This is a genomic window from Mesorhizobium sp. M2C.T.Ca.TU.002.02.1.1 (assembly GCF_003997225.1).
Genome location: NZ_RZTO01000136.1, coordinates 1 through 10356 on the forward strand (window position 1 = coordinate 1; position 10356 = coordinate 10356).

General features: G+C 64.0%; 13 protein-coding genes. 9 read left to right on the plus strand and 4 right to left on the minus strand.

The annotated features are described in order from the left end of the window. The 9 genes from EOD07_RS10070 to EOD07_RS10105 form a co-directional block, all read left to right on the plus strand. On the plus strand, window positions 1-164 hold a 164-nt coding region (locus EOD07_RS10070; protein WP_127235326.1), incomplete at its 5' end, for an SDR family oxidoreductase. Window positions 165-273: 109 nt separating this feature from the next. Continuing rightward, window positions 274-660: an SET domain-containing protein-lysine N-methyltransferase gene (locus EOD07_RS10075; RefSeq protein ID WP_127235327.1), complete on the plus strand. Its 387-nt coding sequence runs from the start codon at window positions 274-276 to the stop codon at window positions 658-660. Window positions 661-839: 179 nt separating this feature from the next. Next, window positions 840-1106: a 30S ribosomal protein S21 gene (rpsU, locus tag EOD07_RS10080; protein WP_027165252.1), complete on the plus strand. Its 267-nt coding sequence runs from the start codon at window positions 840-842 to the stop codon at window positions 1104-1106. Between the two features lie 132 nt (window positions 1107-1238). Further along, a complete protein-coding gene (locus EOD07_RS10085; RefSeq protein WP_041012603.1) occupies window positions 1239-2090 on the plus strand; it encodes a tetratricopeptide repeat protein in 852 nt (283 codons plus the stop codon). A gap of 213 nt (window positions 2091-2303) precedes the next feature. Further along, a complete protein-coding gene (locus tag EOD07_RS10090; protein ID WP_127235328.1) occupies window positions 2304-2780 on the plus strand; it encodes a DUF992 domain-containing protein in 477 nt (158 codons plus the stop codon). Between the two features lie 248 nt (window positions 2781-3028). Further along, the gene (locus EOD07_RS39050) at window positions 3029-3157 is read left to right on the plus strand and encodes a hypothetical protein (RefSeq protein ID WP_274534965.1); all 129 of its coding nucleotides are present in this window, start codon (window positions 3029-3031) and stop codon (window positions 3155-3157) included. A gap of 16 nt (window positions 3158-3173) precedes the next feature. Further along, window positions 3174-4184, plus strand: coding sequence for a hypothetical protein (locus EOD07_RS10095; protein WP_127235329.1), 1011 nt, complete (start codon window positions 3174-3176; stop codon window positions 4182-4184). 8 nt (window positions 4185-4192) lie between these two features. After that, window positions 4193-5197: a hypothetical protein gene (locus EOD07_RS10100; protein ID WP_127235330.1), complete on the plus strand. Its 1005-nt coding sequence runs from the start codon at window positions 4193-4195 to the stop codon at window positions 5195-5197. A gap of 274 nt (window positions 5198-5471) precedes the next feature. Then, window positions 5472-6923, plus strand: coding sequence for an MFS transporter (locus tag EOD07_RS10105; protein ID WP_164772153.1), 1452 nt, complete (start codon window positions 5472-5474; stop codon window positions 6921-6923). 37 nt (window positions 6924-6960) lie between these two features. Here the strand turns inward: EOD07_RS10105 and coaBC are convergent, their stop codons facing one another. From coaBC to ubiB, 4 genes are all read right to left on the minus strand, one after another. Next, window positions 6961-8196, minus strand: a complete 1236-nt coding sequence (gene coaBC / locus EOD07_RS10110) for a bifunctional phosphopantothenoylcysteine decarboxylase/phosphopantothenate--cysteine ligase CoaBC (RefSeq protein WP_127235331.1) — start codon at window positions 8194-8196, stop codon at window positions 6961-6963. Further along, on the minus strand, window positions 8193-8615 hold the full coding sequence (locus EOD07_RS10115; protein ID WP_127235332.1) for a type II toxin-antitoxin system VapC family toxin: 423 nt from the start codon (window positions 8613-8615) through the stop codon (window positions 8193-8195). Before EOD07_RS10115 ends, coaBC begins: the two co-directional genes overlap by 4 nt. Before the next feature lie 2 nt (window positions 8616-8617). Continuing rightward, the gene (locus EOD07_RS10120; protein WP_127235333.1) at window positions 8618-8875 is read right to left on the minus strand and encodes a plasmid stabilization protein; all 258 of its coding nucleotides are present in this window, start codon (window positions 8873-8875) and stop codon (window positions 8618-8620) included. 75 nt (window positions 8876-8950) lie between these two features. Continuing rightward, window positions 8951-10356: 2-polyprenylphenol 6-hydroxylase (gene ubiB / locus EOD07_RS10125; protein ID WP_127235334.1), on the minus strand; the 1406-nt coding region annotated here is incomplete at its 5' end.

Genomic DNA, 10356 nt, shown 5'->3' on the forward strand with positions numbered 1-10356 from the left:
CGCCCGAGGCGCGCGCCTTCGTCGAAGGCATCCATGCCTTGAAGCGGATGGCGCAGCCGCTGGAGATCGCGCGCTCGGCGCTTTACCTGGCTTCCGACGCATCGAGCTTCACCACCGGCACGGCCTTGTTTGCCGATGGCGGCGTCTCGATCAACCGGACGTGATCCGGCAGGCAGGCTGGAAGCGTGCTCATCCGCTGAAATGTCGCGGCGCGGCCTTGCATTTCGGCGCGAATTGACGATTTCGTTTCCCGTCGAGAATGGACGGGGAACGATGCTGCTGATCAGAACCTATGTTGCCCAGAGCGCCATCGAAGGGGTCGGCGTCTTCGCCGCCGAGCCGATCCGCCGAGGCGCTTCGATCTGGCGGCTCGATCCGGATTTCGACCGGCTGATCCCGATGGCCAAATACGAGGCCGCGCCGCCGCATCTGCGCGAGTTGCTCGACCGCTACGCCTATCCGAGCCCGGACAAGCCCGGCTTCATGGTCTATGAGGTCGACAATGGCCGTTTCATGAACCATTCGGAACGACCGAACACGGATTTCTCGCAATATGGCGGCGCCACCGCCATTCGCGACATCGCCGCCGGCGAGGAAATCACCTGCGATTACGGCGAGTTTTTCGAGGACTTTGCGCGCCTCCATTTGACGACCGCATAGGGCGAACAAACGTTGGCGTGCAGCGCTCGGGCTTTTGATCGCTGTTTCGCGCAATCAGAGGTGGACATGCCAGCCTGATTCTGCTATCAGCCGCCACAATTCGCGGTGCAGCTCGCCGCGGAGGCATCCCGGCTATGGCCGATTGCCTAACGATTTCAAACCCGAAGACAGGATTGCCCGTGCAGGTACTCGTCCGCGACAACAACGTTGATCAGGCGCTTCGCGCGCTGAAGAAGAAGATGCAGCGCGAAGGTATTTTCCGCGAAATGAAGATGCGCGGTCACTACGAGAAGCCGTCCGAGAAGCGTGCCCGCGAGAAGGCCGAAGCCGTGCGCCGCGCCCGCAAGCTGGCCCGTAAGCGCGCCCAGCGCGAAGGCCTGCTGCCGATGACCCCGCGCCCGGCTCCGGCCGGTGCTGCCGGCGCATCGCGCTCGCCGCGCTCATAACGCCAATTTTTCGTCCTTTTCGAAGGATACCGAGGGTGGCGCGATGCGAAATCGCCGCCACCTTTTTGTTTATAGATTCGAGCCGGTTCGGAGAGGGAACGGACTGACGGCGCCGCGGCAGTGAGGACAAAGATGAACGCTATTACCGTAGAGCGCGGAACCGCTTTTCGCGGCTTCGCCCTGACGGCGGCCCTGTTTTCGGGTCTGGTGCTTGCAGCATGCCAGACAAGCCCGACAGGTGAGTTCAACTCGATCGACAAGGCGCAGGGGTCGAGCGAGAACATCTCCTCGCTTTCGGCCGTCATCCAGCGCAATCCGCAGGATCCCGAGGGCTATAATGTGCGCGGCTCGGCCTATGGCCGCGGCGGCCAGTACCAGGCGGCGCTCAAGGACTTCAACCAGGCCATCCAGCTCAACCCGAACTTCTACCAGGCCTATTCGAACCGCGCGCTGATCCAGCGCTTCCTCGGCAATCAGGAAGCCGCTCTGGCCGACTACAACCGCGCGATCCAGATCAATGCCAACTACGACGCAGCCTATATCGGCCGCGGCAATCTCTACCGCAAGGCGGGCCGCACCCAGGATGCCTTCAACGACTTCCAGAAGGCGATCCAGCTCGACACCACCGATGCCCGCGCCTACCACAATCGCGGCCTGATCTATCAGAGCCAGGGCCAGCACAAATTCGCCATCGAGGATTTCTCGACCGCGATCTCGCTGGCGCCGGACGCCGCCGAGCCCTACAACGGCCGCGGCCTCTCCTACCTGGCGACGGGCGACGAGGACAACGCCTTCAGCGACTTCAACATGGCCATCAAGCTCGACGGCAAGAATGCCGAGGCCTGGGCCAACCAGGCGCTGATCTACGAGCGGCGCGGCGACAAGGTACGGGCGGCCAAGTCCTACCGCGAAGCGGTCCACCTCGACCCGAACTATCAGCCGGCCAAGGACGGCCTGTCGCGCACCTCCGGCAGCGCCAGCTGATCGGAAGCTGACGCCGCCGGAAGGGTGTATCGCACGACGCCCGGTCACCGCCGGCGGCCGTGGTGTTGCGCCGCGGATACGCCGATAGCGATCCGTTAACCGCCCAGGGCAATGGGTTAACCTTTGCCATGTTCGCGCCAAGTTTTCGGCGGAACGCTCGACATACCTCGATCGTTTAAACCGGGGCGAAATTTTCGCGAAAGGACCTTTCCAATGATCAAATCCCTTGCCTGTGGCGCTGCCGCGCTTGCCGCCACGGTCCTCGCTTCTCCGGTCAGCGCCGGCACGCTTCGGCTCGGCACGCTCGATTGCACCATCGACGGCGGCGTCGGCTACGTCATCACCTCGAACAAGGGCGTCTCGTGCACCTTCCGCCCCTATCATCACGGCCCCGCCGAGCTTTATACGGGCATGATCTCCAAGCTCGGCGTCGACCTTGGCCAGACGCATCAGGGCCAGCTCGTCTGGGCGGTGCTTGCGGCAACCCGCCATCACGACGCGGGCGACCTCGCCGGCAGCTATTACGGCGTCAACGCCGAGGCTTCCGTGGTGACCGGCGGCGGCGCCAATCTCCTGGTCGGCGGCCTCGACGGCGCCTTCATGCTGGAGCCGCTCAGCGTCCAGGCGCAGACCGGCGTCAACCTGGCCGTCGCGGTGGCCTCGCTGGATCTCGTCCACTCCTACAAATAGCCGCCGCACAACCACGGCACTCCGCGGGGCCGCGCCTTCTACGAAGGCGCGGCCTTCGCATATTATGCAGCCATCGATCGCGGTCGGAAGCACGAGCGCCGCCAGAATATCGATTGCGTGTGGCGGCTTTGCTTATCTTGTGTTATTAAGCTGAGGTGTTGGTGGCAATCGCCGGCAGAGGGGCAGCCTCCCAACAGATGCAAAGACATCGTTGACTGCAATTCTTGTTGCAGGCCCGGGAGGCTGTGATGGATTTCATCGAGCGGTTATTCGGATTTTCGCCTGACGGCGGCTCAGGATCTTTCGAACTTCTTTTGATCCTTGCACCGTTCCTGGTCGCTGCGGTCTGGTTCTATATGCGCCGGCAACGACGCTGACGGCCCGAGACAGGCCGTGAGCCCGGTCCCCAAAATATTGGAATTCCTGAGGGCGATCGTCGACGCCTTCAAGGAGTGGCCAGACAATCTGCGCCGGATAGCCGGGCAGATTTGCGCGCTCGTCAGGTTGATTTGCGAAAGAGCCAAGCTCCCTAGCCGGCTCGACCGGAGCGGGCCGCAACGCTGCGTCAAGATCAGCGACCCCGCTTACAAGCGGCCGGACCCTTTGATCTACGCTCAGTACTATCTGATGGGCCAGGGCCTGGCTGTCACCTGGGACAATCCGGATATCGAGATCAAGCGCGGTGGCGTCACCGTCCCGCCGCATATGCTGGAGCCGGACACAGAATATGAGGTGGTCGCGCGCATCTGGAACAACTCGACCGAGGCGCCGGTCGTCGATCTGCCGGTGAAGTTCTCCTATCTGAGTTTCGGCATCGGGACCACCTCGACCTGGATAGACGAGGCAAAGACCGATCTCGGAGTCAAAGGCGGCGCAAATCATCCGGCCTTCGCTTCGGTCAAATGGCGCACGCCGGCCGACCCCGGCCATTACTGCATCCAGGTGCTGCTCGATTGGCTGGACGACGTGAACCCCAACAACAACCTCGGGCAGGACAACACCACCGTCGGCGTCGCCCATTCCCCGGCAAAGTTCGAATTCCGTCTGCGCAACGGCGAACGGGAAAGGGCCGAGTTTCGGCTTGAAGCCGACGCCTATGCATTGCCTGAATTGCCGATCTGCGGCGAGCGGCCCCGTCCGAGGCCATCCCGCCGGCCGCTGCGCACCTTTCCCGGCACCATCGCGGCAGTGCCTGCCGGCCATACCCGTCCGGCACATCCCATTCCCCCCGGCTGGCTTGTCACCTTCGACCCGGCGCAAGCCGCCCTCGGTCCCGGAGAAGAAATTTCCGTCGCCGTCAATATCGAGCCACCGGCCGGCTTCACCGGCCGCAAGGCGGTCAACTTCCACGCCTTCTCGGCGCGCGGACTTGCCGGCGGCGTGACGCTTTATGTCGAACGGTAGGAACCGCCATGGCTTACCGGCACTACACGAAATGCATTTCGGTCGGAAATCATATCGGCAAGCAATATGCGCAGGTGATCATTGCCGCTGCCGTGGTTGCGCTGCCGCTGATCCTGGTCGGCGTCGTTGCCGGGCCGGCGGTCCTGCTGGTCGCGCTCGCGGCCATCCTCGCATACTGCCGCTGGTGGCTTTACGATCGGCTGGTCTGCCTTGGCGGCGACGAATGCGCGGTCGGCTGGCTGCTCAAGATCGATCCGCCACAGGAGAAGTCCGGTCTCGATCGCTTCGATACCGACTACAGTCTCAATCTGGTCCCGGGAAACGTCTTCGAATTCACGCCGCAGGCCGAGGCCGAGAAGATCCAGCCGTTCGGACGCCTGATCGCCAATACCCCCGCCATCAAGAATGCGGGCCTCGATTGGCAGGGACTGGAGGCACGTCAGTGGGCCAATGACGACCCTACCGCGGTGCTTCACTGCGAATTCGAAGGCGCCGGCGTTTACGATCTGATGATCGCCTGCCTTGCCGCGATCCCCGTGGCCACCGCAGCCGCGGTGGCTTGCGCCATTCCCTTCTTCGATTGGATCGCATGCGCGATCCTGACGGTCATCGCGGCCGCAATTGTCATAGTCGGCGGCATCGTCGGCATTCTCGACACGGCCAATCCAACCGATGTCGACGAGAATCTCGGCGACCTTCACGTCAATGATCCGACGCGGCGAGGCGCCGATATCCTGTTCGTCAAGGGGACGTGGGTCTATGATTCCGCCCACGAGGGCTGGAATGAGATCCACCCGATCAAGCACTGTCAGAAGATCGGCACATGGAATGGCAGCTGGAACGAATCTTCAGTTCCGGACGGCAGCTCCGACCGCTGGTGCGAGGCCGTGGATTCAGCTGGCTCGCCGTTGACCGTCGCAGCCCAACAGGATCCGGAAAACCAGTGGACCATCCATCCTGTCATCGACGGTTGCCGTCGTCTATCCGAACCCGAGCCGGACCCTGTTCACTGATCTCCCGGACATATCCCGCGTGCCTTCACCTTCCGCTGGCGCGGCAAGCCGACTGGCCGACCGCGACCGGCCAGGCCCTTCTGCCGCAATCCTTCCGTGAACGTGAAAAAGCCTCTTGAGCCCAACCGCGCTTGAGGTTTTACAAGCTCCGCCGAACTGGATCCAAAAGCATGATCCCGAACATGGAATCCGGTTTTCGGAGGAGATCATGCTCGACCCGATAGAGCCTCGTTCGCAACGCGGATGAGGTGCGCAAAGCAGGCAGGAGATCGGCGTGACGGCAGCAAGCGGCAACAAAGTGGCCGGCAAAAGGGTGGATTGGCGGGCGCTGTGGGCAAGCGGCGACCTGGCGCGCTTCTGCTTCGTCAGCCTCGGCATCCTGCTTTACGCAACCAACGAGACGATGGTGGCGACGGTGATGCCGGCGATGGTCGGCGAGCTGGACGGCGTGCAATTGGTTGGCTGGTCGCTGGCGATCTACGAGCTTGGCGCCATCACCGCGGGCGCCGCCGCCGGCCGGCTTGTCAGCTATGTTTCGCTGCGCAGCAACATGGCGGTCGCCGCGCTGCTTTACGCTGCCGGCGCGCTGATAAGCGCCGTTGCGCCTTCCATGTCCCAGTTCCTCGCCGGGCGGCTGATCGAAGGCCTCGGCGGCGGCGCGCTGGTGTCGCTGGCGTTCGTCTCCGTCGAGCGGTTGTTCCCGCGCGCCATCTGGCCGCAGCTGTTCGGCGTGATGTCGGCGATCTGGGGCATCGCCGCCTTCAGCGGCCCGATGATTGGGGCGATCATGGTCGAGCTTCTGTCCTGGCGCTGGGCGGTCGGCATCTTCACGCTGGGCGGCATCGCCGTCGCGATTGCCAGCCTCACCGTTCTCAACACCGCCGGCGCTTCACGGCCGCAGACAACGGGCGACGCGGCGCCGCCCTTCCCCTATGGCGCGCTGGCCTGCCTCGCCGTCAGCGTCGTGTTGATCGCGACCGCCGGTGTCGACATAGCCCTGCTGCGTTCGTCGCTGCTGCTTTGCCTTGGCCTGGTCGGCCTGGCGCTGTTCATCCGGATCGACGCGCTGAAACCCCGGTCGCGGCTGTTCCCGTCAAATCTGTTTTCGTGGCGCTTTCCGGTCGGCGCGGGCATGACGATGGTCGCCGCTTTCTCGGTGGCAACCTGTTCCTTCGGCATATACGGACCGCTGCTTCTCACCACGCTGCACGACATACCCCTGCTCACCAGCGGCTACATCATCGCCGCCGAGTCGATCTCATGGTCGATCCTGTCGATCCTCGTCGCAAACGCCCCGCCTGAGCGCGAGCGGTCGATCATCCTTGTCGGCGCGCTGATGATTGCCTTCGGCATTGCCGGCTTCGCCTACACGATCCCTGCCGGCTCGATCCCGCTGATCCTGCTTTGCGCTCTTTTGCAGGGCGGCGGCTTTGGCGTCGCCTGGCCGTTCCTGACCCGCATCATCGTGGCGTCGGCGGCCCCGGACGAGCAGACCATCGCCTCGGCCGCCGTGCCGACCATGCAGCGCATCGGCTATGCCGTGGGCGCGGCGATCGCAGGCATCATCGCCAATGCCAGCGGCTTCTCGGAAGGGTTGAACCGTGATGCGGCCGCTTCGGTCGCCAGTTGGTTATACCTGGCATTCATACCGCTCGGCGTGTTCGGGTGCCTGGCGGCGATGAGGATCTTTTCGACGGCGAACCGGCCGCGACTTGCGGCGGGTTGACGCCGAAGCGGCAAAGACCGGAAGGCGGGCTTGCCGCTCAGACCACGACAGTCTGCCGCAGTCGCTCAGCGATCAGCGCGGCGAGCCGCGCCGCCACCTCGTCCTTGCCCATTTCCGGCCATTCCTCGACGCCGGTTCTGGAGACGATGCGCACCTTGTTGCGGTCGCCGCCCATCACACCGGACGGGCCGATGCCGCTTTCATGCGAAACGTCGTTGGCGACGATGAAGTCGGCGCCCTTCTTCTTGAGCTTGGCCTCGGCATTGGCGATGAGGTCCTGCGTCTCGGCGGCGAAGCCGACGACAAGGCCAGGCCGCTGCGCATGATGGCCGATGCCGGCCAGGATGTCGGGATTTTCGACCATCTGCAGCGAAGGCGGCCCCTTGCCCGCTACCTTCTTGATCTTCTCGCCGGCGGCGTTCGCCGTGCGCCAGTCGGCGACGGCGGCAACGAACACGGCAGCATCCGCCGGCAACAGGCTCTCGACCGCCTGCTTCATCTGAGCGGCCGTTTCGACATGGGTGGTCGCGACACCGGCCGGATCGGCGATGGTGACCGGACCGGAGACCAGCCGCACATCGGCGCCGAGCTTTGCCAGCGAGGCAGCGATCGCGTGGCCCTGCTTGCCGGACGAGCGGTTGGCGATGTAGCGCACCGGGTCGATCGGCTCGTGCGTCGGTCCCGAGGTGACGATGACCCTGCGACCGGCAAGCGGCTTCGGCTTCTCGTCGAGCATCGCCTCGATCGCGGCGACGATCTCCAACGGTTCGGCCATGCGGCCCTCGCCCGCTTCGTTGCTCTCGGCCATCTCGCCCTTGGCGGGACCGACAAAGACGATGCCGTCCTTCAGCAAGGTCGCCCGATTGCGGCGCGTTGCCGGATGCGCCCACATTTTCGGGTTCATCGCCGGCGCCATCAGCACCTTCTTGTCGGTGGCCAGAAGCACCGTCGAGGCAAGGTCGTTGGCATGGCCGTTGGCGAGCTTGGCCATCAGGTCGGCGGTGGCCGGCGCGACGACCAGCAGATCGGCCTCGCGCGACAGCCTGATGTGGCCGACATCGTGCTCGTCCTTGCGGTCGAACAGCTCGGTGAAGACATGGTCGGCCGAAAGCGCGCCGACCGACAGCGTGGTGACGAATTGCTGCGCGGCCGACGTCATCACCACCCGCACCGACGCGCCGCGCTCACGCAGCCGCCGGATCAGGTCGAGCGATTTATAGGCGGCGATGCCGCCGCCGATGATGAGCAGGATGCGCCTGCCGGAGAGGATCACGCCGCTGCCCAAGGATTGACTATGTTGACACCGCAATCGGTAAAGTCAGCCACATTTCTGGTCACGATAGCAAAGCCCCGCGAGCGAGCAACCGAGGCAATCTGCGCATCAAACTCCCGGACAGGGCGTCCCAGAAATCGCCTCTTTGAAACAATCTCCGCATATGTTTCCGCCTCACGGTCCCCGAACGGGAGCACCGGGGTCTTGAGCCATGCGGTGAAAAAGGTCCCGATGACATCGCCCAGCGCGGCCTTACGCTTTCCATCAGGCATGTTTGCAAGCCCTAATAGCAACTCCGCCTTGGTCATCGCAGTGACGTATGAACGGGTCGCGAACGAGCTATCCATCCAGGTAGCCACCCCCGCATCGGGCAATGGTTTGAACGTTTCCGAAATTACATTCGTATCCAGCACGAACATGGTTAGTCGAATTTCGGCGGCTCGCGCGCGGGCCCGCGCTCCGGCAAGTCGATATTGAAACCACCATGGGGCTCAACCAGCCGACGAATAACCGCGTAAAGTGACTCTCCCCGACCGTCCTGGTCCGAGCCGTCCGAAAGAACGCTCTTTGCAAGAACGGTACGCGCTTCCTCTTCCATCGAGACCCCCCTGATGGCAGCTCGCTCACGTAGTTTCTGCTTCACGTTGGCGTCGAGATTGCGAATGGTAATGGTGCTCATATTCTGCTCCTTACCTTCAACATAGTCCCTGAAAGAGATGCTTTCAATGACAGCACTGCTGTCATTGAAAGCATCTCAGAGCAACTTCCACGCGACATAGATCAGCGTCAGCGCGATCACCCACAGCGCCACGCGGCCGGAGCGGGTGTGGCGCGCTTCGGCCTTGCCGATGGCGCGCGCCGTCGCCTCGTCGAAGCGCAGGCCGTTCTCGGCCATCAGGTCGAGCGCGCGCGACAGCCGATCGGTTCGCGCGGCAATGTCCGGCGCCTGCCTTGCGAGCGCCACGAGTGCCTTGACGCCGTCGCGTGCATCGGTGAGCAGTCCGCGCGGGCCGAGATTGCCGGCGATCCAGTCGCCGACCACAGGCTCCGAGGTCTTCCACATGTTGAAGGCCGGATCGAGCGTGCGGGCAACACCCTCGACGACCACCATGGTCTTCTGCAGCAGGATCAGTTCCGGCCGCGTCGCCATGTCGAACAGTTCGGTGACCTCGAACAGCAACGTCAGGAGCTTGGCCATCGAAATGGTATCGGCCGACTGGCCGTGGATCGGCTCTCCGATGGCGCGGATCGCCTGCGCGAAGGCCGAGACATTGTGCTGGCGTGGCACATAGCCCGCCTCGAAATGCACCTCGGCGACGCGCTGATAGTCGCGCACGATGAAACCGTAGAGGATCTCCGCGAGGAAGCGCCGCTCCTTCTTCCCGAGCCGCCCGGCAATGCCGAGATCGACCGCCACGATGGTGCCATCCGCCTCCACGAACAGGTTCCCCGGATGCATGTCGGCATGGAAGAAGCCGTCGCGCAGCGTGTGCCGCAGGAACGACTGGATGAGATTGGCGGCGATCGCCTTGAGGTCGTGGCCGGCGGCGGCGAGGCCGGCGATGTCGTTCATCTTGACGCCGTCGATCCACTCCATGGTGAGCACGTCGCGGCCGGTCCGCTCCCAGTCGACCGCCGGCACGCGGAACCCGGGATCGTCCTTGGTGTTCTCGCCGAGCTCCGAAAGTGCTGCCGCTTCGAGCCGCAGGTCCATCTCGACCTTGGTGGTCTGCGCCAGCGTCTGGGTCACCTCGACCGGGCGCAACCGGCGTGACGAGGGGATGTATTTCTCCTGCAGGTGGGCGGCGAGGAAATAGCTTTCGAGATCCTGGAAGAAGCGGCGCCGCACGCCGGGCCGGATCACCTTCACCGCCACCCGCGAAGCGACATCCTCGCGCACGACTTCGGCGCTGTGCACCTGCGCGATCGAGGCCGCCGCCACGGGTTCACCGAAGCTGGCATAGAGGTCGTCGATCCTGCGTCCGAGCGAGGCTTCGATCGCGTGGACCGCCTCCGCCTTCGGGAACGTATGCATCTTGTCCTGCAAGAGCGCGAGGTCGAGCGCCATGTCGTTGCCGACGACGTCGGGCCGCGTTGCCAGGAACTGGCCGAGCTTGACGTAGGAGGGGCCAAGCCGCACCACCGCCCGCGCCAGCCTGT

Bases quoted from the DNA above. Each gene is read 5' to 3' on its own strand.
- EOD07_RS39050 (WP_274534965.1), top strand. From the start codon at position 3,029: ATGGATTTCATCGAGCGGTTATTCGGATTTTCGCCTGACGGCGGCTCA.
- EOD07_RS10100 (WP_127235330.1), top strand. From the start codon at position 4,193: ATGGCTTACCGGCACTACACGAAATGCATTTCGGTCGGAAATCATATC.
- EOD07_RS10075 (WP_127235327.1), top strand. From the start codon at position 274: ATGCTGCTGATCAGAACCTATGTTGCCCAGAGCGCCATCGAAGGGGTC.
- EOD07_RS10120 (WP_127235333.1), bottom strand. From the start codon at position 8,875: ATGAGCACCATTACCATTCGCAATCTCGACGCCAACGTGAAGCAGAAA.
- EOD07_RS10115 (WP_127235332.1), bottom strand. From the start codon at position 8,615: ATGTTCGTGCTGGATACGAATGTAATTTCGGAAACGTTCAAACCATTG.
- EOD07_RS10085 (WP_041012603.1), top strand. From the start codon at position 1,239: ATGAACGCTATTACCGTAGAGCGCGGAACCGCTTTTCGCGGCTTCGCC.
- EOD07_RS10090 (WP_127235328.1), top strand. From the start codon at position 2,304: ATGATCAAATCCCTTGCCTGTGGCGCTGCCGCGCTTGCCGCCACGGTC.